Annotated in this window: 26 protein-coding genes; 16 read left to right on the top strand and 10 right to left on the bottom strand. The window is 65.0% G+C overall.

Features of this window, described 5'->3' with window-relative positions; translation table 11 throughout:
- The first annotated feature begins 86 nt into the window (after positions 1 to 86).
- Positions 87 to 374, top strand: coding sequence for a ubiquitin-like small modifier protein 1 (locus C493_RS07380; RefSeq protein ID WP_007258801.1), 288 nt, complete (start codon positions 87 to 89; stop codon positions 372 to 374).
- Positions 375 to 696: 322 nt separating this feature from the next.
- Here C493_RS07380 and C493_RS07375 read toward each other — a convergent pair whose 3' ends face one another.
- Positions 697 to 2,373, bottom strand: coding sequence for an aldehyde ferredoxin oxidoreductase C-terminal domain-containing protein (locus tag C493_RS07375; protein WP_049889210.1), 1,677 nt, complete (start codon positions 2,371 to 2,373; stop codon positions 697 to 699).
- A 191-nt stretch (positions 2,374 to 2,564) separates the two neighbouring features.
- Here C493_RS07375 and C493_RS07370 point away from each other — a divergent pair, with 191 nt between their 5' ends.
- Entirely contained in the window at positions 2,565 to 3,242 is a 678-nt protein-coding gene (locus tag C493_RS07370; protein ID WP_007258799.1) for an HAD family hydrolase, read from the top strand.
- Positions 3,243 to 3,278: 36 nt separating this feature from the next.
- Here C493_RS07370 and C493_RS07365 read toward each other — a convergent pair whose 3' ends face one another.
- Positions 3,279 to 3,593 carry a hypothetical protein gene (locus C493_RS07365; RefSeq protein WP_007258798.1) on the bottom strand — a complete coding sequence of 105 codons (315 nt, stop codon included), beginning with the start codon at positions 3,591 to 3,593 and terminating at the stop codon, positions 3,279 to 3,281.
- A gap of 146 nt (positions 3,594 to 3,739) precedes the next feature.
- Between C493_RS07365 and C493_RS07360 the strand changes: the two genes are divergently transcribed.
- The 3 genes from C493_RS07360 (at position 3,740) to C493_RS07350 (ending at position 6,756) form a co-directional block, all read left to right on the top strand.
- Complete coding sequence (locus tag C493_RS07360) at positions 3,740 to 4,678, top strand: hypothetical protein (protein ID WP_007258797.1); 939 nt, start codon at positions 3,740 to 3,742, stop codon at positions 4,676 to 4,678.
- Positions 4,679 to 4,768: 90 nt separating this feature from the next.
- Entirely contained in the window at positions 4,769 to 5,689 is a 921-nt protein-coding gene (locus C493_RS07355; RefSeq protein ID WP_007258796.1) for a phosphatase PAP2 family protein, read from the top strand.
- Between the two features lie 107 nt (positions 5,690 to 5,796).
- Positions 5,797 to 6,756 (top strand): M48 family metallopeptidase, encoded by a 960-nt coding sequence (locus C493_RS07350; RefSeq protein WP_007258795.1) that lies wholly within the window; start codon positions 5,797 to 5,799, stop codon positions 6,754 to 6,756.
- A gap of 274 nt (positions 6,757 to 7,030) precedes the next feature.
- On the opposite strand, the gene C493_RS23220 is transcribed toward C493_RS07350, so the two are convergent.
- A complete protein-coding gene (locus C493_RS23220; protein ID WP_007258794.1) occupies positions 7,031 to 7,219 on the bottom strand; it encodes a hypothetical protein in 189 nt (62 codons plus the stop codon).
- 255 nt (positions 7,220 to 7,474) lie between these two features.
- Here C493_RS23220 and C493_RS07340 point away from each other — a divergent pair, with 255 nt between their 5' ends.
- The 5 genes from C493_RS07340 (at position 7,475) to mce (ending at position 13,689) form a co-directional block, all read left to right on the top strand.
- Positions 7,475 to 8,065 (top strand): GNAT family N-acetyltransferase, encoded by a 591-nt coding sequence (locus C493_RS07340; protein WP_007258793.1) that lies wholly within the window; start codon positions 7,475 to 7,477, stop codon positions 8,063 to 8,065.
- A gap of 106 nt (positions 8,066 to 8,171) precedes the next feature.
- Positions 8,172 to 9,854 (top strand): acyl-CoA mutase large subunit family protein, encoded by a 1,683-nt coding sequence (locus C493_RS07335; protein WP_007258792.1) that lies wholly within the window; start codon positions 8,172 to 8,174, stop codon positions 9,852 to 9,854.
- 424 nt (positions 9,855 to 10,278) lie between these two features.
- Entirely contained in the window at positions 10,279 to 12,129 is a 1,851-nt protein-coding gene (locus tag C493_RS07325) for a glycosyltransferase (protein ID WP_083912390.1), read from the top strand.
- A gap of 191 nt (positions 12,130 to 12,320) precedes the next feature.
- Positions 12,321 to 13,160, top strand: coding sequence for an aldo/keto reductase (locus tag C493_RS07320; protein ID WP_049889209.1), 840 nt, complete (start codon positions 12,321 to 12,323; stop codon positions 13,158 to 13,160).
- 145 nt (positions 13,161 to 13,305) lie between these two features.
- Positions 13,306 to 13,689 carry a methylmalonyl-CoA epimerase gene (gene mce, locus C493_RS07315; RefSeq protein ID WP_007258788.1) on the top strand — a complete coding sequence of 128 codons (384 nt, stop codon included), beginning with the start codon at positions 13,306 to 13,308 and terminating at the stop codon, positions 13,687 to 13,689.
- A gap of 30 nt (positions 13,690 to 13,719) precedes the next feature.
- Here the strand turns inward: mce and C493_RS07310 are convergent, their stop codons facing one another.
- Together C493_RS07310 and C493_RS07305 are read right to left on the bottom strand one after the other, a co-directional pair.
- Complete coding sequence (locus tag C493_RS07310; RefSeq protein WP_007258787.1) at positions 13,720 to 14,136, bottom strand: hypothetical protein; 417 nt, start codon at positions 14,134 to 14,136, stop codon at positions 13,720 to 13,722.
- Between the two features lie 127 nt (positions 14,137 to 14,263).
- Positions 14,264 to 14,938, bottom strand: a complete 675-nt coding sequence (locus tag C493_RS07305) for a ferredoxin--NADP reductase (protein ID WP_049889219.1) — start codon at positions 14,936 to 14,938, stop codon at positions 14,264 to 14,266.
- A gap of 301 nt (positions 14,939 to 15,239) precedes the next feature.
- Here C493_RS07305 and C493_RS07300 point away from each other — a divergent pair, with 301 nt between their 5' ends.
- Positions 15,240 to 16,994, top strand: a complete 1,755-nt coding sequence (locus C493_RS07300; protein ID WP_007258785.1) for a 2-oxoacid:acceptor oxidoreductase subunit alpha — start codon at positions 15,240 to 15,242, stop codon at positions 16,992 to 16,994.
- Complete coding sequence (locus C493_RS07295; protein WP_007258784.1) at positions 16,995 to 17,858, top strand: 2-oxoacid:ferredoxin oxidoreductase subunit beta; 864 nt, start codon at positions 16,995 to 16,997, stop codon at positions 17,856 to 17,858.
- A gap of 181 nt (positions 17,859 to 18,039) precedes the next feature.
- On the opposite strand, the gene C493_RS07290 is transcribed toward C493_RS07295, so the two are convergent.
- Positions 18,040 to 18,696 carry a DUF6517 family protein gene (locus C493_RS07290; protein WP_007258783.1) on the bottom strand — a complete coding sequence of 219 codons (657 nt, stop codon included), beginning with the start codon at positions 18,694 to 18,696 and terminating at the stop codon, positions 18,040 to 18,042.
- A 164-nt stretch (positions 18,697 to 18,860) separates the two neighbouring features.
- Between C493_RS07290 and C493_RS07285 the strand changes: the two genes are divergently transcribed.
- Positions 18,861 to 19,982, top strand: a complete 1,122-nt coding sequence (locus tag C493_RS07285; protein WP_007258782.1) for a pyridoxal phosphate-dependent aminotransferase — start codon at positions 18,861 to 18,863, stop codon at positions 19,980 to 19,982.
- Positions 19,983 to 20,138: 156 nt separating this feature from the next.
- Here C493_RS07285 and C493_RS07280 read toward each other — a convergent pair whose 3' ends face one another.
- Entirely contained in the window at positions 20,139 to 20,501 is a 363-nt protein-coding gene (locus tag C493_RS07280) for a cupin domain-containing protein (protein ID WP_007258781.1), read from the bottom strand.
- A 231-nt stretch (positions 20,502 to 20,732) separates the two neighbouring features.
- Here C493_RS07280 and C493_RS07275 point away from each other — a divergent pair, with 231 nt between their 5' ends.
- Both C493_RS07275 and C493_RS24270 read left to right on the top strand, forming a co-directional pair.
- On the top strand, positions 20,733 to 21,698 hold the full coding sequence (locus C493_RS07275) for an NADPH:quinone reductase (protein WP_007258780.1): 966 nt from the start codon (positions 20,733 to 20,735) through the stop codon (positions 21,696 to 21,698).
- A 108-nt stretch (positions 21,699 to 21,806) separates the two neighbouring features.
- Positions 21,807 to 22,088, top strand: a complete 282-nt coding sequence (locus tag C493_RS24270) for a DUF5789 family protein (protein ID WP_449289424.1) — start codon at positions 21,807 to 21,809, stop codon at positions 22,086 to 22,088.
- On the opposite strand, the gene C493_RS07270 is transcribed toward C493_RS24270, so the two are convergent.
- Positions 21,995 to 22,390: a DUF7344 domain-containing protein gene (locus C493_RS07270; RefSeq protein WP_007258779.1), complete on the bottom strand. Its 396-nt coding sequence runs from the start codon at positions 22,388 to 22,390 to the stop codon at positions 21,995 to 21,997. The genes C493_RS24270 and C493_RS07270 overlap by 94 nt on opposite strands.
- Before the next feature lie 304 nt (positions 22,391 to 22,694).
- On the opposite strand from C493_RS07270, the gene C493_RS07260 reads away from it, so the two are divergent.
- Positions 22,695 to 23,051 carry a M14 family metallopeptidase gene (locus tag C493_RS07260; protein WP_007258777.1) on the top strand — a complete coding sequence of 119 codons (357 nt, stop codon included), beginning with the start codon at positions 22,695 to 22,697 and terminating at the stop codon, positions 23,049 to 23,051.
- A gap of 27 nt (positions 23,052 to 23,078) precedes the next feature.
- On the opposite strand, the gene C493_RS07255 is transcribed toward C493_RS07260, so the two are convergent.
- Together C493_RS07255 and C493_RS07250 are read right to left on the bottom strand one after the other, a co-directional pair.
- A complete protein-coding gene (locus C493_RS07255; protein ID WP_007258776.1) occupies positions 23,079 to 23,438 on the bottom strand; it encodes a DUF7344 domain-containing protein in 360 nt (119 codons plus the stop codon).
- An 89-nt stretch (positions 23,439 to 23,527) separates the two neighbouring features.
- A complete protein-coding gene (locus tag C493_RS07250) occupies positions 23,528 to 24,196 on the bottom strand; it encodes a helix-turn-helix domain-containing protein (protein WP_007258775.1) in 669 nt (222 codons plus the stop codon).
- Positions 24,197 to 24,225 lie beyond the last annotated feature (29 nt).

Raw genomic sequence — 24,225 nt, 5'->3', positions numbered from 1 at the left:
TTCGAACCGCGCTAACGGGATCGCCACCGCTCGCGTCCGTACGCCCGACCGTCGCCTACAAGAGACCGTCCGTCGAAGACGGAGGTATGGAACTCGAGTGCGTCTTTTTCGGCCCGTTTCGAGACGCCGTCGGCGAGAAGACCGTCCGCCACGAGACCGACGCCGAAACGATCGGCGACCTACTCGTCGACCTCGAGGCGAGCTACCCTTCCCTCGGGGGAAAACTCCTGGCCGACGAGGACGAATCGAACGGGCTCGCGGGCGACACCGTCGTGACGAAAAACAAGCGCAACGTCGTCCACGACGACGGACTCGAGACCGAACTCGAGGCCGACGACGTCATCAGGCTGGTTCCGTCGGTGTACGGCGGGTAGTGGCCGAAGCGGGTGCCAGAGTGTCGTCTCACGACCGACCAGAATCGTGCATGAGTATGTCTACCACGGGATTTATTATCCTGGCCGCTCGACCTACGGGTACAGTCGGACGATAGCAAGTCCGGCGGTCGGCTGGGCGAATCGTGTGCGAACACGATATCGGGCCGCGCACCGAGTCGGGTTTTTCGCGCGGCCCCGTTTTGCCGTTTTACTGTTTTCCGGGACGATACCACCGCCGCGCCATACGGATTCGTGTCCGTAGTTACCGCGGATCGGCGAACCGTTCCGGCCGATCGGCGGTAATTGATGACACGAATCCGTATCAGTCGTCGGCGTTTGCACCCGACGAGACGGACTCGACGGCATCCGACGGGACGACGCCGTCGTCGGACCAGCCTCGAGTCTCGTAGTACTCGCCGATCGCATCTTCGAGGTCGGGCAGGTCGTACGGTAGCGCGTCGTCGTCGCGGTCGAAGCCGCGTCGGTTGTTGAAGTGGCGCTCGCGCTCGACCGTTCGCGCGCCGACGGCCATCAGCTCCTCCTGGTCGGCGTCGAACAGGGCCTCGAGTCGGTCGTCGGTCACGTAGTCGCTGCCGAAGACGCAGACGATCCCCGAGTCCTGAAACGCGGAGTTGTTCTCGCGGGCGACGAGGGCGTCGGCCTTGTCGAGCGTCCCCTGCGGGTCGAGTGCACCGGCGTACTCGAGCGACAGCATGCTCGCGTACAGGTGATCGGCGCCGCGGTTCGCGACGGCGTAGGACAGCCCCTGCCCGTGGAGCGTTCGGCCGTCGTGGGCGGCGAACTCGAGGCCCTTGACGGTGTAATCCGGAACGTCGAGGTCGTCGTGACAGCGCGCGACGCCCTCGGCGAGGGTGTCGCCGATTCCGTCCCGGTACGCGATCTTCTCGGTGAGCTCCTGGGCCAGTTCCGCGTCGCCGAAGGCGTCCTCGCTCGCGAGGTAGGCGGCGACGGTGACGCCGGCCGAGATGGTGTCCATTCCGAGCGTGTCACAGAGTTCGTTGGCCCGCATGACGTCGACGATCTCGTCGACCCCCTGCATCGCGCCGAAGGCGTAGACGGTCTCGAACTCCGGCCCCTCCGTCTCGACGCCCGTCTCCTCGTCCCGCGTCGGAAGCTTACAGGCGTAGGCGCAGGCGGAGCAGGCGCCCTTCTTGTACTTCTTTGCTTCGACGGCGTTGCCCCCAATTTCGGCCGCGCCTTCGAACTCGTACTCCCGGAAGTACCGCGTCGGCAGCGAGAAGTTCTCGTTGATGAACTCCGTGTTCCCCGTCGTCCCCTGCCGTCGCATCAGGTCGTCCGACTGGGCCGCCTCGCGGTGGATATCCATCTCCGGCGGATTCGGAATCTCGAGCGGCGACGCCACGTCGCCGTCGAACGTGACGCACTTGACGTTCTTCGAGCCAAGCACGGCCCCGAGGCCGCCGCGGCCGAACGCCCGCGAGTCGAAGGTCATCACCGACGCGAACCGCACCAGGTTCTCCCCCGCGGGGCCGATGGCGATGCAGTGTTCGGCGCCGAGGTCGCGTTCGCGCTCGAGGTACGCGGACGTCTCCGGCACCGTCGCGCCCTCGAGTTCGGGTACGTCCTCGAACTCGACGCCGGAATCGGTGACGTGGACCGCGAGCAACTCGTCGCTCGCGCCCGCGACCTCGAGGACGCTGTAACCCGTCGAGACGAAGTTTCGCGAGAGGTAGCCGCCGGCGTTACTCGAGACCAGACCGTCGGTCAGCGGCGAGAGGCCCGTCATGTTCATCCGGCCGGTAAACGACATCTGGGACTGCTGGAGCGGGCCCGTCGAGAGGTAGGCGCGGTTTTCCGGACCGAACGGGTCCGCGTCGAACGGGATTCGGTCGTGGGCCAGCGCCGTCGCCGTCGCGCGGCCGCCGACGGTGCGCTCGAGTACGTCGACGATATCGGTTTCGGTCGCCGTCCGCTCACCGACGTCGACGGTGAGCAACGGTCCTGTTGCGTGCAGCATGTTCACATAGTTTCCGGGAGCCGTCTTAACGTTGTGTGCCGGTTCGACGGGACCGACGACGGTGAGCGACGTCTCACGGCGAACTGCGCGGGGAGGAATCTGCTGTATGGGATAGACACCTACTCCCATGCTACGTGTGAGTCAGTCTCCCGGGAATCTTTTTACTCGGTCCGAAATATATCGGTCCAGTAATGCAGTACGACGCGGTCCTGTTCGACTTCGATGGGGTCGTGATCGAGACGCCCTCGTCACAGCGGATGTACGACGCGCTCGGTCGAGTCTACGAGAAACTCGGTCGCTCCCGACCGTCGCCGGAGATGCTCCAGGAACTGATGCACGGCGACTTCGAATCGATCGCCGATCGATGCCGGCGGCTCGAGATCGACGCCGATACGTTCTGTACGCAGGCCGGTCGCGAGATGATCCGGACGCAACTCGCCGAGGTCGAGCGCGGTCTGCGCTCGATGTACGACGACGTCAGCGCCGTCCGCTCGCTGTCGGCGCCGCTCGGCATCGTCAGCGACAACCATCCGACCGTCATCTCGCGACTGCTCGACCGGTTCGGGCTGCGCTCGCTGTTCGAGACCGTCCTTGGCTGTCCGCTCACGCCGGAGGGACTCGCCAACCGCAAGCCCGACCCGACCAACATCGAGCGCGCGATGGATTCACTCGAGGCCGACTCCGCGCTGTACGTCGGCGACCGAGCGATCGACGTGCAGGCGGCCGACAACGCCGGCATCGACTCGATGCTGCTCGAGCGCTCGAGCGAAGCCGAGGCCGGCGCCCAGACGACCACCGACGCCGCCCTCGAGGCGTCGCCAACGTACCGCGTCTCCTCGCTCACGCAGGTGCCGGCGCTGCTCGAGTGAGCGGCGCCCGGGACCCCCGTCGCGGGTGTTACTGCGCTATGCCCGCCGCTCCTCGAGGTGCTCCTCACAGAACACGTGGTAGACGTCGTCGTCGGGGACGATATCGCCGGCGGGAGTCTCCTTCAGGAGCGTGATCCCGTACGCGGCGGTCTCGTCGCAGTCGATACAGTCGCTGCTCGCCCCGGCGTGCCCGTAGCCGGTGAACATCTCGCCCTCGGTTCGGACCTCGGCGCAGTTCCGACAGAGTCGCCACCGGTTCTCGACGTCCGTCAGTTCGAACACGTAGTACGCCATCTCGTGTTGCGTGAACGGGACGACGTCCTCGCAGAACAGGCAGTCCGTACGGGCCATACGGATCGTCCATCGAACCGGTCCCTAATTGTGTGGCAGGAATTGGCATGTTCCGCGGGTCTCGAGGCGACCTCGGTCGTGCGGGCGCTTGCGATGCAGCAGAATCCAGGCGTCGCTTTTTGCGCTCGAGGGTGTGAGTACTCGATATGAACGACGAACACTGGGCCGACCTCCGAGAACAGTGTGAAGCCCTCGAGCCGGGTGCACAGCTGCTGACGCCGGTTTCCGACCGTCCGTTCCGAATCGGCGCGACCGCGTCCGATCGGATCGTCGTCCGCTTCGCCGACAGCGACGAGGAACGACCCCTCTGGCGCGAGCAGTTCGGCGTCTTCGACGAACAGCTCGAGGGGCAGGCGATGGCGATCGGAGACCTCCAGCCGGGCGTCGAACCGTACGCGACGGTGCTCACGCTCACCGACGCCTACGCCGTCGAAGACGACGCGATTGTCGCGACGGACGACGCGACCGGCGGCGACGGCGAGAGTTCGTTTCTCGTCCCGGCGGCCGACGCGCGAACCCCGCCGGAGCGCGTCCACGACGACGCGCTGTTGCTCGCCCACCTCGTCGAGCACCTCGAGATCGACGACCACCGCGACCTCGAGTCGCTCGACACCGGTTCGCTGACCGACTACTACGTCCTCGCGTCGGACGTTCAGCGCGGCGCCGACGGGCTCCGTTCGACGGCCCGCGACGAACTCCTCGAGCGCCTCGGCCCGGACCAGCAGCTCCACGGCCGCTTCGGAACCGTCCGCCGAACGGTCCGCGAACGCCGCCGTCCCAAGGACGACGAGACGATCCTCGCCGCCCTCGACGAGCGCGGCATCCCCCGCGAGTGGGTGCTCGGCGTCGACACGGACAAACTCGACGTCGTCTGCTCCGTGACCGACCTCGAGGAGGACGCGGTCTACGACGTCGACGAGAGCGTCTACGTCCAGAAGACCGACGTCGACGAGGACGAGAAGTTCGAGCGATTGCGTGGCCTGGCCGACCGTCTCGACGCCCTCGAGGACGCCGACGGCGAGGCGTTGGCCGAGGAGCTCGAAGCGATCGAGGACCGCCTCGAGGAGGCGCTCACGGCGGGATAGTCGCCGGTTTTGTTTTGGTGGGACACGCCGATCGATCGGTCGCGTACACAACCGAAAGAAATACTGATTGGCGTTCTGAACTAATCGGCGATGTGGTTTGACCCCGCTATCGTCGAAGCCGTCCGCGATGCCGTCCCCACCTGGCTGGGCGTGATCCTGGTCTTGCTCTCCTACCTCGGCAGCGTCTACCTGATCGCGCCCGGGCTCATCGCCGCCTACTGGGCGAACAGGGACCTCGCCGCGCCGTGGATCGGCGGCATCGTCGGCTGTTACGGCATGATGTCCATCACGAAGTCGTATCACTCCGGCACCCGACCGACCGTCGAGCCGCCGGTCAGCAGCGCGGACTTCCCGTCCGCGCTCGTGCCGCTCTACGAGCACGCCGCGCACATCTCCACCGCGAGTTTCCCGAGCGGCCACGCGCTCGCGGCGACGATCATCGTCGGACTGCTGGTCGTCGACCTCCCCGTGAGCACGTTCCCGAAACGGTTCGTCGCCGGACTCGCCGCCGTCGGCTGGGTCGGGTTCACTCGAGTCGGACTCGGCGTCCACTACCACGGCGACGTCGCCGGCGGGATCGCCTACGGGCTCGCGTTCCTCGCCGTCTACTACCTGGCGCGGCGCATCCTCACACGTCGAACGTCGCTCGACGCGGCGGGAGCCGCGTTCGCCGTCGGCCTCGTCGTCGGCCTGGTCGCCGCCGCGTACGTCGGGAGCCGCAACTCCTACATCGTCCTCGGCGGGGCCATCGGCGGTCTGTTCGCCTGGCACTACGCGCCGACGATCGCCCGACGGATGCGCGGAACGGTCTGGGAACGTCTCGCACCAGTCGCCGGGCTCGCGGTCGTTCTCGTCACGTGGTACGTCGCCGAGATGGAACTCGGAACCTACGCGCTGATGGTGCCACTCGCCGCGTTCCTCGTCGCGGCCGTCGTCCTCGTCCCGTGGATCGCACCCACCGGCGACCTCTGGACGTCGGCGAAGCGCCGCGGGTGGAAACACGGCAGCTAACGCGTTCGACGGCGACCCCGTCTCGAGGATCACACTACGAAGACCGCGATGGCCGACCCCGTTCGTCCGATAGCCGTTTCCGACGCTCGTCCGTACTGATCGATACCATGCGTTCGCGCTCGCTGACGCTTCGTCTCCTCATGGTCGCCGTCGGCAGTCTGCTCCTGGTCACCTACCTCGGGCTGGCCGCGGCCGGCTACCTGGCGATCGTGATCCTCTGGCGAGCGGCCCCCGACCCGACGACGACCGTTCTTGCCGTCGTTGCCACCGGCCTGCTCGCCGGCTACCTGAGCTACCGGTTCGGGACGAACGCGCTGTTATCGCGCATCGAGGCCGTCGAACTCCCCCGATCCCGGGCGCCCGAGACCTACCGCCGCCTCGACCGCCTCGAGGCCGCGATGGACGTCTCGACGCCGACGCTGTACGTCGCGGCGCTTCCGACGCCGAACGCGTTCGCGATCGGCTCCGGACGGAACGGAACGGTCGTTCTGGACCAGTCGCTCTTCCGGGCGCTCTCCGGCGACGAACTCGAGGCGTTACTCGCACACGAACTCGCTCACCTCGAGGGGTACGACGCGTTCGTACAGACGCTCGCGTTCGGCGTCTTTCGCACGCTCGCCGGCCTCGTCCTGTTGCTCGTCACGCCGTTCTTGCTCGCGGTTGCCGGCGTCGCCCGCGCAGTTGCCTGGATTCGCGGACGGCCGAAAACGTGGCCGCAGACGGCGTTCGGCCGGCTCCTCGGCCGGATCGAGCGCGGCGTCCAGCTCGTTCTGGTGGTGGTCACGCTGGTCGTTCGCGCACACTCACGCCGCCGGGAGTACGCGGCCGACGACCGGGCGGCCGAGGTCACCGGCGATCCGATAGCGCTGGCTCGAGCGCTGTGGAAGATCCAGCGCCTCGCCGAACCGGAGCGCGAACTCCTCTCGCCGCTGTACGTTCACACGGACGAAGACGACTGGTCGAAGCTGTTTTCGACCCATCCGCCGACGAACGAGCGGATCGACCGGCTGGTCGAGATGGTGCAGTCGACGCGAGCGCGCGAGCAGTTTCGCGAACGTCGACAGTAGCCGACGCCGAGAGTGCCGTTGCAACGACAGGAGTGACGAGAAGCCGCCGTTCAGTTCGTGGACGGCTGTTGCGAACCCGAGTCGAACCGCGCGGGCTCGAGTTGCGAGGTGGACGCTAACTGGTTGGGGCGGACACTATCGGTCAGCGGCCGGTTCAGACGGACGACTGTCCGTCGATACCGGCTCGGCCGCGAGCTGTCCTGCGGTCGGCGGCCGGGTCGGGAACTCGGTCCAGCAGACCGTCTCAGTCACAGTCGTCACGGGCGACGACGCATCAACCGCCGTCGGTTACCAGCCGTTCGCCCTCGGTCGCGCTCTCGGAAGGGGTCTCGAGGACGGCCGGGACGTCGGGATGACAGGCCGCACAGACGCGCTCGGTCCGGCGATGTGTCATGGCCTCCGTCCGCACTCGGTGTTCGAAGAGTCGACCGTTCTCGTCACCGCAGCGGTTGCATTCTGCCATAGTGTGTCAACACACACCATTCTGTCGGATAAATGTTCTCCGTATATTCGAATATTCTGCGCTTTCCACCACATGCATTCTCATTCTGGCCTGAATAACCCATATATTCCTTCTATAGTGGCTTGGTGAGGACGAATGGTCGCCCTGGTTGAGGTGGGCGGTTCGAGCGAGGCGAACCGGACTGCGACGGTTGCCGGTGGCGCTCGAGGCCGAGACCCGCAAATACTTTTGGTCGCAGATGCCCTATCTCGAATCATGTACGTCCGGGACGCGAAAAACAGAGAGGAGGTCTGGCTGCTCGATCACATCGAGGCGATGGGTCTCGACGAGACGGCCTTTCGATCGCGTGACTACGTCGTCGCGGTCGACGAACGCTCGGGCGAGAAGGCCGGTTTCGGACGGATTCGAATCCACAGGGGCGATGACGCTGGGGCGGCTGACGCCTGCGAACTGACCAGCATCGGCGTCCTCGAGGGCTGGCGCGAGCAGGGCGTCGGCGCCCACGTCGTCGAGCGCCTCGTCGAGTACGCCGGCGACGAGGGCTTCGAGACGGTCTACGCGCTGACCGGGGAGGGGGCGTACCTCGCCCGGTTCGGGTTCCGGCGGATCGACGAGTCGCAACTTCCCGAATCGCTGCAGGATCGACTCGAGGCCAAACGCGAGGGCGTCGATCCGGACGCCGTCCCGCTGGCCGTCGAGGTCGATCGGTTCCGGGTCCCCGAGCGGCTCCGAGAGGCGTTCAAGCGAGCGCCGGAGGGACGCGAGGAGCCCTCGACCGACGAAACCGCGGAGGACTTCGGGATCGATTCTGAGTCGGCGACCTACAAGTACGACACAGGCCGCTAACCGACGATCGTGTCGTTTCTCGACGACTGCGGTGGCGATTGCGGGTCGCCCGGATTCTGGCCGCGTTCATCAACCTTCAAGCCCTACCCGGTCGACGGTAACGATAATGTTCGATCCTGACGATCTCGAAGAGATCCGTGCCGGAAAGGAAGCGTGGCACGAGACGGAGGTTGAGCCGGTTATCGAGCGTTTCGGCGAGCGAAAGGAAACGTTCACGACGGACACGGGGGGCCAGGAGGTCGACCGACTCTACACGCCCGACGACGTCGGCGGCCTCGACTACGAGGAGGACCTCGGGAACCCGGGCGAGCCGCCGTACACGCGCGGGGTGTACTCGACGGGCTACCGCGGCCGACTGTGGACGATGCGGCAGTACGCGGGCTTCTCGACGCCAGAAGACACCAACGAGCGGTACCACTACCTGCTGGATCAGGGCCAGACGGGGCTCTCGATGGCGTTCGACCTGCCGACCCAGATGGGCTACGACTCCGACGACGAGATGGCCGCCGGCGAGATCGGCAAAGCCGGCGTCGCCATCGACTCGCTGGCAGACATGGAGACCGTCTTCGACGGCATTCCGCTGGACGAGGTCTCGACATCGATGACGATCAACGCGCCCGCGTCGGTGCTGCTGGCGATGTACATCGCCGTCGGTGACAAACAGGGCGTCGACCGCGCCGAACTGCGCGGGACGATCCAGAACGACCTCCTGAAGGAGTATATCGCGCGCAACACCTACATCTACCCGCCGGAGCCGTCGATGCGGATCATCACCGACATCTTCGAGTTCTGCGCCGACGAGACGCCGAAGTTCAACACGATCTCGATTTCGGGGTATCACATCCGCGAGGCCGGCTCGACGGCCGCCCAGGAGCTCGCCTTTACGCTCGGCAACGGCATCCAGTACGTCGAGGCCGCCCTCGAGGCCGGACTGGACGTCGACGACTTCGCCCCGCAGCTTTCGTTCTTCTTCAACGGCCACAACAACATCTTCGAGGAGGTCGCCAAGTTCCGCGCGGCCCGCCGGATGTGGCACGATATCATGGACGAGCGGTTCGACCCCGACGACCCGAAGTCCAAACAGCTCAAGTTCCACACCCAGACCGCCGGCTCGATGCTGACCGCCCAGCAGATCGAGAACAACGTGGTCCGCGTGGCCTACCAGGCGCTGGCCGCCGTCCTCGGGGGCACCCAGAGCCTCCACACCAACGGCAAGGACGAGGCCCTCGCCCTGCCGACCGAGGAGTCCGTCCGGACGGCGCTGCGCACCCAGCAGATTCTGGCACACGAATCGGGAGCGGCCGACACCATCGACCCGCTCGCCGGCAGCTACTACGTCGAATCGCTCACCGACGAGGTCGAGGAGGACGCCTACGAAATTCTGGACGAGGTCGAGGACCGCGGCGGGATGCTCGAGGCCGTCGACCAACAGTGGGTCCAGCGCCAGATCCAGGACACCGCCTTCGACCGCCAGAAGGAGATCGAAGAGGAAGAGCGCATCATCGTCGGCGTCAACGAGTTCGAGGTCGAGGAAGACCCCGAGATGGACGTCGAGGAGGTCACCGCCGAAGACCAGCAGCGCCAGATCGACCGCCTCGAGTCGACCCGTGAGGAGCGCGACGACGAGGCCGTCGACGCCGCGCTCGAGTCCCTGCGAGAGGCCGCACAGGGTGAGGAGAACCTGCTGCCGTACATCATCGACGCCGTGAAGGCGTACGCCACGGTCGGCGAGATCTGTAACGTCATGCGCGACGAGTTCGGCGAGTACCAACCCGGAAGCGCGGTTTAACGCGGGGCCGATCCGGCGTTTTATGCACTAACACGGTCGTTCGGGGGCGGTCACGGCGTCCGGTCGCTGTGAAACGGACCGTTTGCACCCGGGCTTTTTTTCTGCGCTCGGTGTAGCGACATCGGTGACACCCAGTCTGTATCGCGTCCTCTGGTCCGTCTCGACAGCAATAGCGCTCCTCGGCGTGATCGACCTCGGACTGGATATTGGGGCCATCGGTGGAGTGTTCGTGTTCGCTGGTGGCGGTGTTCTGTCAGTCCTTGCGCTCCTCGCCGCATTGGACCGAACGAGAGCAGCCACACAGCTCCCCCGCGGTGGCATTCTCGCTGTCGTGTTCAGCACGGTCGCCGTACTGATCCTGTCGGTGACGGCTGTCGCCACACTCTCCCCGCGTGTGCCGACCGACGTTCGTGTGGTCCTGTACATGACCGTGGCGCAATTGTTCCTCCTCGCTCTCGAACTCCGTCCGCTGAGAGCCCCTCGGGACGTTCGGTGGCCGCTGGTGCTGGTCGGTCACGCGCTCGTCCTCCTCGGTACCGCGCGTGTCCTCGGGGTAATCGTCACCGAACCTGGTGTGGCAGTCATCGCGTACATTGTCGGCTTCTCGATACTGGTGGTCCACGAGTTCTGGATGCGCCAGCTCAGCGATACTGTGTTGCCACCCCAGCCGGGGACGGACGCCCGATACTGGGAGGGAGTGTTACTCGTCGTCGTGATCGTCGCAATCGCCGGTTCGATCGCGGCGAGTTTCACCGCTCGAGAAGGGATTCTGGTGCCAGCCGATACCCTCGGCCGATCGGCGGCAGTCGTGGTCGGCGTTTCCTCGGTGATCGTCCTCGCGACGCTTGCAGCTCCCGGCCCTCCACCTGCGGCCGTCGAGTTTCTCTCGACTACGACCGCAACCATCCTTCAACACGCCATCGTGATCGTCCTCGCGTTGAACGCGCTCGTGCTCGCGGTCCTCTTGATCGAACCCGGACTCTTTCTGTGGGTACTCGGTGGCTACCTCACCGTTCTCTGTCTCGGGGTCGGACTCGAGTATCTCGAGGTCGGGCACGCACACCGACGAACGCGAGAGTCCCCGCCGCCGATGCCCGACGACGCACCCGTTACCGTGATGGTCGCGGCTGCGTTCGAGGGCGAGGTGCTTCCCGAGACGCTTCGACACAACCTCGAGACGCTCGCCGACCTGCCGTTCGTCGTCGTTCCGGCGACGAAGTCCACGGACGACACTGTCGACGTGGCCCGGCAGTTCGAAGCCGACTATCCCGATCGAGTTCGCGTCGTGGAGGGGACGACGGGATCGAAAGCAGGCGATCTGAATCGGGCCTGGGAAGTCGTGGAAACGCCGTACGTCCTCATCCTCGACGCCGACGAGTTCGTCGACACCGAGTTCGTGGCTCGCGGACTGGCACGGCTCCGCGAACGCCCCGACGTCGGCGTCGTTCAGGGTCGAAAAGCGGCGGCGAATCCGGACGACAGCCGCCTGTCACGGTTCGTCAGCATCGAGCGTCAGCACAGCACGTGGGTCGATCATCCGTTCGTCGACGATGTCTTCGACGCGGGACACTTCGCCGGATCGGCGGCGATCTTCCGTCGCGAGGTCCCGCCGTCGGTCGACGGCTGGACGGAGGGTGTTCTCACCGAAGACATCGAACTCACGATCCGCCTCTATCTCCGGACCGACTGGGAGGTAGTGTACGACTCGCAGATGGTGGTCTGGGAGTCGACGCCGGAAACGGTCTGGGATCTGGTCCGGCAGCGGGTTCGGTGGTCGAGAGGGTGGGCGCAGGTAACCCGACTCCACGGCGCCGCCATCTGGCGCTCCTGGCGCGACCTCGGTTGGCGGCGAACGCTAGGGCTGGCGTGGGTGTTGTTCATCCCGGTGAGTTCTCCGTTCGTCACGATCTTCCCGATTCTGTTTCTCCTGTGGTTCGTCGGGTTCGCACCGCCGCTACCGCTGGTCCTCGCGATTGCACTTGCCCTGTTCTTGCTGCCGGCACGATCGATCGCCTACGGGTATGCGGCGTTCAGGGATCCGATCGTTTCCAGAACTGCAACGCCGACCCGCATCGTCGAAGCGGTCGTCTACGCGAACCTGTGGATCCTCTTCGGATGGATCGTGCAACTTCACTCGCTGTATCTGCAGGCCGCCGGCGCTCCGGCCGTGTGGAACGTAACCAGCAAGGTCGTCACTAAAACGGAGTCGACGTCTGCATCTGGTACGGACTACGAGGACCGCGGCGGCGACGAGCGAGAGCGCGACCCGACGTAACCGACCCGGTGGGTTCCATAATCGGGCGCGGATGATTCACAACCGTCGCCGAGCTTTCAACCGTCACGATCGGCGACTATCGATTCCCTCGAACGGTCCGTCGGTCTTCTCGACGGGCGTCAGCGGCGGACAACACCGCAAAACCGCTGTCGCCACCGAGGTTGAATACCGTCACCGATGAAGAGACGGGTGTGACACCCACCAGCGATCTTTCGACCGCCACAGTCGACGTACAGGACGCGTCGATTCCGGCGCTCGGTTTCGGCACCGCTCGCATGACCGGCCCCGACTGCCGGCGCGCCGTCGAGCGAGCGCTCGAGGTCGGCTACCGCCACGTCGACACCGCCCAACTGTACGAGAACGAACGCGCGGTGGGTGAAGCGCTCGGTGCGAGCGACGTCGACCGCGACGACGTCTTCGTCGTTACGAAAATCCACCGCGAGAACGCCGCCTACGACGACGCCCTCGAGTCGACGCGCGCGAGCCTCGAGCGACTCGGACTGTCGACTATCGATCTACTCCTGTTGCACGCGCCGAGTCGGCACGCACCCCTCGAGGAGACGGTCCGGGCGATGAACGACCTGCAGGCGGAGGGGCTCGTCGACCACGTCGGTGTGAGCAACTTCTCGGTCGAGCAACTCGAGTCCGCGCGCGACCACTCCGAGACGCCGATCGTCGCGAATCAGGTAAAGTACCACCCCTACCACCACCAGGACGACCTGCTCGAGTACTGCTACCAGCACGGGATCTGTCTGACGGCCTACAGCCCGCTGGCGGAGGGGGCCGTGGCGGGCGACGACCGCCTCCGGAAGATCGGCGAGCCCTACGACAAGTCCGCGGCGCAGGTCGCGCTGCGCTGGCTGCTCCAGCAGCCCACCGTGGCGGCGATCCCGAAGGCCGCGACCCGCGAGCACATCGAGGCCAACGCCGAGGTGTTCGATTTCGAACTCTCGGTCGACGAGATGGCAGCGGTCGCCGACGTCGGCGACGGACTCTGGGATCGGGTGGCCGCGAAACTCGGATTGCGCTGAGCGCCGTGCGATATTTCGGTCGCAGGGACTACCGGAGTCTGACCGCGGTCCCGCAGGCCATAACGGTCTTCGACCGAACTGCATCGTCGTTCCGTCCCGAACGAAACCACATCAATATTTGTTCGGGACCGCCGAACGGACGGCTATGCACTTCGATCACGCGGGAATCGCAACGGAGGACGCGGGCGAACTGGCCGCACGCTACGAGGATCTGTTCGGCCTCGAGATCGCCCACGAGGAGGAGTTCGACGGTATGCGCGTCGTCTTCCTCACGGTCGGCGAGGGCTACTTCGAACTGCTCGAGCCCCTCGAGGACGGGACGATCGCGAGCTACCTCGAAACCAACGGCGCGGGCATCCACCATCTGGCGCTCGCAACCGACGACATCGAGAGCGCTCTCGAGACCGCACGCGAACACGGCGTCACGCTCATCGACGAGGAGCCCCGCGGCGGCGCGTGGGGACATACGGTCGCGTTCCTCCATCCCAAGGACACGGGCGGAATCCTGATCGAACTCGTCGAACACTGACGTGCGAGCGTCCCGGGACGGATCGTCGGATTACTCGTCGTTTGGGCCCGGGTCAGAATCAGCATCGGAATCGGGGCCGCCGCGCTCGACGTCGATGCGGTGGGGTTCGGGGAGCTCCTCGCGCTCGTCGGCGTCTCTGCCGCCGCCTCCGACCGGGATCTTCGTCCGCAGATCGCTGGCGAACGACTGGACCTGATCGACGAGCGTCTCGACTTCCTCCTCGAACTGCTCGACCGAACGCTCGACGTAGTGGACCCGTTTCGACGGAATCCGTCGGACGATGTCGTGGCCCTGGTCGTCCTCGTCGGTCTTGATGATCCAGTGGTCCTGGAAGTACGCGATGTGTTCGTTCGGGACCGTCTTCCTGACGGTTCCCTCGTCCGGTTCCTCGTAGACGATCGTCGCCTCGCCCAGATCGCGCTCGAGTTCGAGATCCTCGTCGACCATGCCGGATCCTCGGACGCGAGCGTGCGTAGAGACTATGCTTGCAACGGCCCGTCCCTGACGTCGCGTCGTTCGTTGCGACGCCGCGTTCGACGCGGCGCCGGCACCTCCTCGCGCGCGTCTACACTTCTTAGCCGAAGTTTTCGATTAGCGCCTCGTCGGCGTCGCCGCCGGCGTCGTCGATGGCGTCGGCGACGGTGGTCACGAACGTCTCGAAGCCGAAGGCGTAGAGCTGCCCGTCGTCGACGTGCGAGTCGATGGCATCGACGAGCCCCGCCTCGTCGTCGTCCTCGAGCACGGCGACGTCCGCGCCCGCGTCCTCGAGTGCCTCGAGTCGGTCCTCGTGGGCTGGCGCGTCGTCCTGGTAGATGACGGTCGCGTCGTGGCCGGCCTCGTGGGCCGCTTCGGCGATGGCGACGGCGGGCCCGACGCCGGGGCCGCCCGCGACGGCGACGACGTCACGATCGCCCTCGTAGGTGATCGTTCCGAACGGTCCCTCGACGTGGACGGTTTCGCCACCCTCGAGGTCGGCGAGCCACGGCGAGAGGTCGCCGTCGGGGTCGATGCCGACCGTGATCTCGAACGTCTCGTCGACGCCGGGCGAAGAGAGCGTGTAGTGGCGCATCACGACGTCGTCGTCGTCGATTTCCGCGCTTTCGTCGACGTCCCACGGGACGGCCCGAAGCAACACGAACTGTCCCGGAAGGGCGTCGAATCCCTCGGGCGTCTCGAGTTCGAGTGCGATCGTCTCGGCTCCGACGTCTCGGCTCGATTCGACGGTGACTGGCGTCCCCTCGATATCCATGTTCGGCGCTTCGGCGGCCGGGCGAAAAGGCGTTCCGTTCCGCGCCGTGCCGTCGGCCATTCGGCCGCTCGTTTCGGCCGGCTCGCGTGACAGCTGACGTACCAATAGCACGATCACGATTTGCTACCCCTTCGGTGGGTGGTAATTTTCGCCGCGAGTCACACTGCGATAGGTATCCTCCAGATTCTATAACGATTAATAAGAACTGTCCTCGAGGGGCGAACATATCAACCGCCAAGACGGTGGTCCGGTTGGGGTTTCAGAAGCCTTTTCATTTACTGGGAGCAAGGTTCGGCATAACATGGCTGAGGACCTTAACTGGGCGATCGGTGGCGAGGCCGGTGACGGCATCGACTCCACTGGGAAGATCTTTGCTCAGGCACTATCCCGAGCCGGACGACACGTATTCACGTCGAAAGACTTCGCGTCGCGAATCCGCGGTGGCTACACCGCGTACAAGATTCGGACATCGGTCGATCGCGTCCAGAGCGTCGTCGATCGACTGGACATCCTCGTCGCGCTGACCCAGCGTACCATCGACGAGAATCTCGACGAACTCCACGACGGCAGCGCCATCATCTACGACGGCGAGCGGTCCTGGGAGGCCGAGATTCCCGACGAGATGACGGCGGTCGACGTGCCGCTGAAGTCGCTGGCCGAGGACGCCGGCGGCGCGATCATGCGCAACATCGTCGCGCTCGGCGCCGCCTGTGAGATCACCGGCTTCGACGTCGAATACCTCGACGAATCCCTCGAGAAGCGCTTCGGTGGGAAGGGCTCGAAGATCGTCGAGAACAACAAGGAAGCCGCCCGTCTCGGGCAGGAGTACGTCCAGGAGAACTACGACCTGGATCACCTCGGATACAGCCTCGAGACGACGGACGAAGACTACGTCCTCCTGAACGGCAACGAAGCGATCGGCATGGGTGCCATCGCCGCCGGCTGTCGTTTCTACGCGGGCTACCCGATCACGCCCGCGACGTCGATCATGGAGTACCTGACGGGCCGTATCGAGGACTACGGCGGTCACGTGGTTCAGGCCGAGGACGAGCTCTCGGCGATCAACATGGCGCTCGGCGGCGCACGCGCCGGCGCACGCGCTATGACGGCGACGTCGGGTGCCGGGATCGACCTCATGACCGAGACGTTCGGTCTCGTCGCGACCAGCGAGACGCCGCTGGTCATCACCGACGTCCAGCGCTCGGGTCCCTCGACGGGGATGCCGACGAAGCAAGAACAAGGCGATCTCAACATGGCGCTGTACGGCGGCCACGGCGAGGTGCCGCGGTTCGTCGTCACCCCGACCTCGATCGACGAGTGTTTCTGGAAGACGGTCGAGGCGTTCAACCTCGCCGAGAAGTACCAGACGCCGGTGTTCCTCGTCTCCGACCTCGCGATGTCGGTCACCGAACAGACGTTCCGACCCGAGGCCTTCGACATGGACGAAGTCGAGATCGACCGCGGCAAGCTCGTCGACCAGGACGAGGTCGACGAGTGGCTCGACGAACAGGGCCGATTCCGCGCCCACGCCGACACCGACGACGGCGTCAGCCCGCGTGCGATCCCCGGCACGATCGACGGCGCCCACATGAGCACGGGCCTCGAGCACGACGAACTCGGTCGCCGAACCGAAGACCAGGACACGCGCGTCCAGCAGGTCGATAAGCGCTACCGCAAGGTCGAGACCGCCGAGGAACAAGAGGAGTGGGAGTACCGGGAGTTCGGCAACGCCGACGCGGACAACCTCGTCATCTCCTGGGGATCGAACGAGGGGGCGCTCATCGAAGCTCTCGACTACCTCGAGGAAGACGACATCGACGTCCGCGTGATCTCGGTGCCGTACATCTTCCCGCGGCCGGACCTGAGCGAGGAGATGGAGGCCGCAGACGACGTGATCGTCGTCGAGGCCAACGCGACTGGTCAGTTCGCGGACCTGCTCGAACACGACGCACTTACCCGCGTCAAGCGCATCAACAAGTACACCGGCGTCCGCTTCAAGGCGGACGAACTCGCAGAAGAGATCGCCGACCAACTCTCCGCGGAGGTGCCTGCATAAATGAGCTCCGACGTACGATTCACCGACTTCAAATCCGACAAGCAGCCAACCTGGTGTCCCGGATGCGGCGACTTCGGGACGATGAACGGCATGATGAAAGCCCTGGCCGAGACCGGCAACGACCCCGACAACACGTTCGTGGTGGCCGGCATCGGCTGTTCCGGCAAGATCGGGACCTACATGCACAGCTACGCCCTCCACGGGGTCCACGGCCGTGCGCTCCCGGTCGGACAGGGCGTCAAAATGTCCCGTCCCGACATCGAAGTGATGGTCGCCGGCGGCGACGGTGACGGCTACTCGATCGGCGCCGGACACTTCGTCCACGCCGTTCGCCGGAACGTCGACATGACCTACGTCGTCATGGACAACCGCATCTACGGCCTGACGAAGGGACAGGCCTCGCCGACCTCGCGCTCCGACTTCGAGACCTCGACGACCCCCGAAGGGACGAAACAGCCGCCGGTCAATCCGCTCGCACTGGCGCTCGCCTCCGGCGCGTCCTTTATCGCCCAGTCGTTCGCCTCGGACGCCCTCCGCCATCAGGAGATCGTCCAGAAGGCCATCGAACACGACGGCTTCGGCTTCGTCAACGTCTTCAGCCCCTGCGTGACGTTCAACGACGTCGACACCTACGACTACTTCCGCGACAGCCTGGTCGACTTAGACGAGGAGGGCCACGACCCGTCCGACTACGAGGCGGCCAAAGAAGTCATCCTCGACGGCGAAAAGGAGTACCAGGGCGTCATGTACCAGGACGAAAACTCCGTCCCGTACAACGAGAAACACGGCGTCACCGAGGACATGTCCGAGATTCCCGAGGGCGCCCCCGAGGACGCGATGGACCTCGTCCGCGAGTTCTACTAACGCCCGATCGACCCGTTTTTTCGTCGACCGCGCAGCGCTCGAGTGCGATCGCCGGTCGCGCGTAACCCGCACACACCGCAATCGGAGCGCGTCGTAGTTGTGCGCTCAGATCTGTAACACAACCGCTATCGATCGTCCACCACTGCGAACCCGCGAAATCGAACCCGTCGCGACTCGAAGGTTAGACCGGGTGTTCGACGGACTCGAGTAGTTCCTCGACGTTCGCCGACTCCCCGGCGAACGGGGCCGGATAGCTCCCGAACAGGACGAGGATGTCGTCCTCGTGGGTGAACGACGAGACGAGCAGTTCGACCTCGACCGGGGCCCCCTCGAGTTCGGTCTCGCCTTCGAAGACGTCGACCGTCCGCCCCTCGTCGAGGATTTCGAGGCCGAACTCGTCCTCGTGGGAGAGGTCGTCCAGGTCGCCGTACTCGCCGTCGAGTTCGCCGCGGAACTCCTCGAGCAGTTCCTCGTTGCTCATCTCCTCGACCGGGTTGACGGAGTAGCCCGCGACCGAGACGTCCGGGATCGAGACGGCGGCGAAGAAACAGCCGTCGTGGACGCGGCCGCGGTACTCGATTTCCTTCGCGTACGACGAGAGCCAGACCGTCGCCGAGACGTCGCGTTCGACGCCGACGTCGACGGACTCCTCGATCGTCTCCTGGGTGAGTTCGTACTCCGCGTACTCCGTTTCCTCGAGTGCGGCGTCGGTCGGCGCGGCGCGTTCGGCCTCGAGTTCGAGCGGGCCGCTGCCGGTTACGAAGTCGACGCAGCCGGCCGTGAGTGCGAGCGCTCCGGCCGCACCGCCGGCCAGGAACGTTCGTCGAGACGTGGTCATTACAGGGTCCTTCGTCAGCGCCCGTAAATTCCTTGCGCCACGTTCAGTCGCTGTAACATGAATATCGCAGTTGGTGATCTGTCGGGGTCGCTCGACACGCTCGAGGCGGGGCCGCTCGAGGAGACACAGCAAGCGTTATCGGGGTCGCCACCACCGGTTTAGGCATGACCGAGTTCGCCAACCGGGTCGAGCAGGTGTCGATCAGCGGTATCCGCGAAGTGTTCGAGGCTGCAGGCGAGGACGCGATCAACCTCGGGATCGGCCAGCCGGACTTCCCGACGCCCGCCCACGCTCGCCGCGGGGCGATCGAAGCGATCGAAGCCAAGCAGACGGACGCATACACGTCGAACAAGGGGACGGTGAGCCTTCGCGAGGCCATTTCCGCGAAGTACGACCGCGACTACGGCCTCGAGATCGACCCGGCCGATATCATCGCGACCTCGGGAGGCAGCGAGGCGTTGCACCTCGTGTTGCAGGCCCACGTCGATCCGGGCGAAGAGGTCATCTTTCCCGATCCCGGCTTCGTTTCCTACGACGCGCTGACCCACATCGCCGACGGGACGCCGAAACCCGTCTCGCTGCGCGAGGATCTGACGCTCGATCCGGCCACCGTCGAGGAGGCGATCACCGACGAGACGGCCGCGTTCGTCGTCAACAGCCCCGCGAACCCGACCGGTGCGGTTCAAAGCGAGGAAGATATGCGTGAGTTCGCCCGCATCGCCGACGAACACGACGTGCTCTGTCTCTCCGACGAGGTCTACGAGAAGATCGTCTTCGAGGGCGAGCACCGCTCGCCGATGGAGTTCGCCGAGAGCGACAACGTGGTCGTCGTCAGCGCCTGCTCGAAGACGTACTCGATGACCGGCTGGCGACTCGGCTGGGTCATCGGCTCGAACCGCCGCATCGAACGAATGCTGCGAGTTCACCAGTACGGCCAGGCCTGCGCCTCCGCGCCCGCCCAGTACGCCGCCGAAGCCGCGCTGACCGGCCCACAGGAGCCAGTACAGGAGATGGTCGAGGCCTTCGAGCGGCGACGCGATGTCGTTCTCGACGGCCTCGAGGACGCCGGCCTCGAGGTGCCGACGCCACAGGGTGCGTTCTACGTGATGCCGAAGGTACCCGAGGGCTGGTGTGATGAGGTCCTGGACCGCGACGTGATCGTCGTCCCCGGCGACGCGTTCGGCGCAAACGGCGAGGGCTACGCTCGCCTCTCGTACGCGACGAGTACGGAGGAGTTGAAAGAGGCGCTCGAGATCATCGACGACGCGACGCGGGCGGTCCGATAGCGTCGTCGACTCGATCCCGGGAACAGCCGGACGTTACGATCGTGGTGGGCGCGATCGTCTCGGGTGCGACCGCGAGCCGTCTTCCGGCCGGTCGGTCTGACAGTGCGACGGTCGGGCCCCGACCAACTGCCGCCGCCTCCCTGCTCACTGCTCACCTCATTCTGACGTGTGCTCGGCCGACTCTCGAATCCCGTACGACGTCGGATCGACGGCGGAGCCGAAGACAATGAGGACGGTGATCTCCTCCTCGATGGCGAAGAAGTCGTGTTCCATTTCCGGCTCGACGTAAACGAGGTCACCACCTTCGATGTCGTGGGTTTCGTCGCCGACGCGGAGTTTTCCCCTGCCAGAGAGTACGTAGTAGAGTTCGTCCTCGTTGTGGGGGTTCTTCGGTGCGGCCGACGCCGAGGGATATCGGCCAACCTCGACAGTCATCGACTCCGTCTCGAGGGCCTCTCGGTGGTGGGCGTCCGTCGCCTCGAGCTCCTCGAGCAGTTCGGTGATGGGAACGTGAGTCATCGACGCGTCACTCACGACGCTGGTGGGCTTAACACTTGAACCGATCCTGTTTGGTGTCGCTTGCTCCGAAGCGTTCGACAGCACCTACTGGAACGCACGAGCGTGAGCGGCTCTCGTCCGTTCGCCGTCTGCTGTAGGTTCATCGTGAATACTCACGTACGGTTCGGTCCGACGAGGCCGCGTATCGGATAGGTGTACATTTATACCGACTCACGGCGACTTTCGGACGGGATGAGAGCTGTCCGCCTGCACGAACACGGCGACGAAGAAGTACTGTCCGTCGAAGACGTCGATCGACCGTCGCCCGACGAGGACGAACTGCTCGTCGAGGTAGCCGCCGCGGGAGTGAACCCCGTCGACACCTACTTTCGGGACGGCTCCTACGAGCCCGTCGGCCTCCCCTTTACGCCCGGGGTCGACTTCGCGGGCGTCGTGACCGAAACCGGCGACGCCGTCGAGGGCTTCGCCGAAGGGGATCGCGTCTTCGGCACCGGCATCGGCAACGGCTCCTTTCAGGGCGCCTACGCCGAGTACGCGACGGTGCCGACGGACCGCGTCGTCGGCCTTCCCGACGACGCCGACCTGACCGAGGCCGGCGCGGCGGGCGTCGCCGCCGTCACCGCCTGGCGCGCGCTGGTCGACCACGCCGACCTCGTGCCCGCCGAGTACTGTCTCGTCCACGGCGGCTCCGGCGGCGTCGGCCACACGGCCGTCCAGATCGCCGACGCCGTCAGCGCGCGCACCATCACGACCGCCTCGGAGGCCTACCACGACGACCTCGAATCCCTCGGCGCCGAGACGGTCCTCGACTACGCCCGGGACGACCTCGCGGACGCCGTCCTCGAGGCGAGCGACGGCGGGGTCGACGCGATCCTGGACCACCGACTGGACGACTACCTCCAGTTCGACGCCGACGTCGCCGCCACGGGCTGTCGCGTCGTCGGCATCGGCGAGAACAGTCCGGATCCGGGCTTTACGAACGACGGCGCGGCCCGCTCGAAGGACGTCAACTACCAGTTCATGAGCATGTTCAACACGCCGGATCTGCGCGTCCCGCTTCGCGGCGTCGCGTACCTCATGGAACGCGGCGCCCTCTCGATCGAACTCGCGCGAACGTACGACCTCGAGGAGGCCGGCCAGGCCCAAGACGCCGTGATGAGCGACAGCTTCCTCGGGAAGTTGGTCGTCGAACCTTGAGTCGCTGATTCGTTCGAAAATCGGATTCTATTGGCGTGAGATACGACGCACAGGAAGGAGGTCCCGCGTCGTACCCGCTGCGACGACGCCGCCGACCGACTCGAGGGCGTGACGTTGATCCTCGCCGAAGGAGAGCAGAATCTCGCCGACCTGATCGACGATTCCGATGACGACGAGTTCGAATCGGCGGACGACCTCGAATCCGAGGTGTACAATCGCCTGCTTCGAAGCCCGTCGAGAACCTTCTCAGTCGGAAGGCGAGGGCTGAGCCGATCTGGCCTCCCTCGAGTCGAACGCTACTCCCGGATGGGGCCGCAGACGGCCGCCTGTCGCTCGAGAAGCGTCCGGCCGCGCTCGAGAAGCGTGAGCGTCTCTGTTTCCGGATCGTAGTCGATTGCGTCCGCCTCTGCTAGCTTGGGGACGTGAACGTGGTGAAGCGAAATACGGGTGTCTCGGACGGCTCGTGACGCCGCGTCGGCGTGGTCCGAGATGACGGCTGGATCGGAACGGCGCGTCTCAGTCGCGATCGCCTCCGCAACTTCGGAGAGCGTCGCGGCGCCGTCGACGCGCTCGAGGTAGCGCAGCAGTGCCCGTCGTCGCTGGGCAGCCAACAGTCCCATCACCGCGGCGGTGGCCTCGAGACCGGACTCGCTGACGATGGTCGGTTCCGGTAGGTTGATGGGCGGTGTCATACACTCGATAGCGCTGTTGGGTATTTAACGAACGTGTGAGTTCGATCGAAACATCACTCGCGGCGTCAGGTCGCGTCGCTGGTCGGCAGCGAACGGATCGCGATCCTCGGTCGGTGCCACGCGCGCCAGGTCGTCCGTTCGACCCGTCGAACACCGTATACCGCCGCGTTGCTGCTCGAAATCGGACGCTCGATTGAATCTCCCTCTCAGCGCGAACTCGACCGAACGCGCGAGTGCTCCGTTCGGGCAGGTATCTGCCGGCAAACGAACCATACCCGTGTTCGGGATAGTACCCCCTAGAGACATGGACGGAGACTTCGGTCCGCTCGACGTGACCGTTCGGGGACCAGGAGCGGAGCCCGAGGTGGTGGTCGTTGCCGGCGTTCATGGCGACGAACGGAGCGGTATCCGCGCGGTGAACCGCCTGCGCGAGGCCGACCTCGACCTGCAACGAGGCGTTGCGTTCGTCCTCGCCAACCCGGAGGCGATCGAGGCCGGCGAACGCTACCTCGACTCGGATCTCAACCGGGTCTTTCCCGGCGATCCGGACGGCGACCGAGAAGAACGGATTGCAGCGCGACACTGTGTACGGTCTGGTGCCTGTATCGCGACGTCTGTTACGCGGGTTCACCCGAACCGCCGCGTCGCAGTCGCGCCCTGAACGCAACAGGAATCGGTCGAGCCAATCTCACAGCGCAACTGGGGCCTCGAGTTCGGGATCAGCGTCGATGACGGCCGAAAGCTGGGGTTGCAACTGATCGAACTGAGCGGTTGGTTCCACCAGTTGGCGTTCCCGATCGTACGTAACGAGCGACAGATCCGCTAACTTCGGGATATGAACGTGGTGCAGAGAGAGACGAATCGGGCGTACGTCCTCTTCGGAAATCTCCAGGAGAGGGGTGTGATGGTTGTGTTTGACGATCGCTTTCGTGAGGTCGCTCACCGTTAGCGACCGCTTCTCACTTGCGAGTACTGCGAGGACGATACGGCGGTGTTGCTCGTGACACAGTTCGAGAAGTGTGTCGAACTCGAGAGAAGTTCCAACCATACGTAAATAAAACATCCCCTTGCGGAAGAGGGGGAGGGCTGTATAGTACTACTGGGTGAGTCGCGATCGGGAAGTTCGTCGTTTGTGTACTAGTCTTCGTTCTCGTCTGGGTGGCTGAGTGTCAACGTACTCGTCACGAGATTCTTGTATGCAGCGCGAAACCGATTTGAAAGCGTCTGTTGGGCGATCCCCATCTGTTCCGCCAGTTCCCGCATCGTCACCGCCCGTGGGACGTCGTAGTAGCCAGCCTCGAGCGCAGCGACCAGCGTCTCCCGTTGCGTTGGCGTGAGATCGTACTGGGCGCTCGCCATCGGCTGTTCCTGTTCCTGGGTTCGATTGAGTTCGAAAGAAATGTCGTTTCCGTTGCAATAATCTTGAAATTCCGAGAGGGAGTCATGACTGTCGAATCGCATTCGCAACTCCCAGTCGCTCGCTTTGCCGATTGCCTGCAGGAGCGTCGCCCCGAGTTCCAGGTAGGCGTAGACGATGGTCTCGACGTTTTCCGTCCACTCGGCGCGATACAATCTCGCCTCCTCCACTTCGTCGATAACGGCGGTGTTCGTGACGGATGCATCGGCCTGAAACGCCGATTCAAAATCGTCGTGATCGCCACCAGTCACCCAGAAGTACGGCATAACCCGATTTTCCATCGTTGCCACGACCTGTTCGATTTCGACGATCATCTGCGGCGCCGCTGTGAGCGCGTGATTCAGTGCGAAATCATCTGATTTGATGGAAAACTCGGCGATGATACTCATATCGCCAGTTGGCGTTCGAACACAATAAG

The sequence above is a fragment of the Natronolimnohabitans innermongolicus JCM 12255 genome (genome assembly GCF_000337215.1).
GTDB classification, from domain to species: Archaea; Halobacteriota; Halobacteria; order Halobacteriales; family Natrialbaceae; genus Natronolimnohabitans; species Natronolimnohabitans innermongolicus.
The sequence above is the reverse complement of the archived record's forward strand: the minus strand, read 5'-3'. Positions and strand labels throughout refer to the sequence as shown.